This window comes from Mesorhizobium delmotii (genome assembly GCF_900149755.1).
GTDB classification, from domain to species: Bacteria; Pseudomonadota; Alphaproteobacteria; order Rhizobiales; family Rhizobiaceae; genus Mesorhizobium; species Mesorhizobium delmotii.
On the sequence record NZ_FUIG01000015.1, the window covers coordinates 262 to 483 of the forward strand.

The window sequence follows — 222 nt, forward strand, 5'->3', positions numbered from 1 at the left end:
TCACAAGCTCAATGCCTCGCTGCATCGCGAGGGAAAGGAAATTTATGACCGAGTCATCCGGGCGGCTTGGCCGGAGAGTGAAAAGTGGCCAACGGACGTCTTCGAGACTGCACTGCGGTCGATTGTTACCTTTTTGTTCGGGCTGAGCGCGGGCGGCGTGACAAATCGTGCCGTCTGGACCACTTCCGTTCTGCGCTCACAATTGGAGCTACATTTGCGCAT

Annotated in this window: 1 protein-coding gene; it reads left to right on the plus strand. The window is 56.3% G+C overall.

Features of this window, described 5'->3' with window-relative positions:
- On the plus strand, positions 1-222 hold a 222-nt coding region (locus BQ8482_RS38630), incomplete at both ends, for a hypothetical protein (protein ID WP_208867621.1).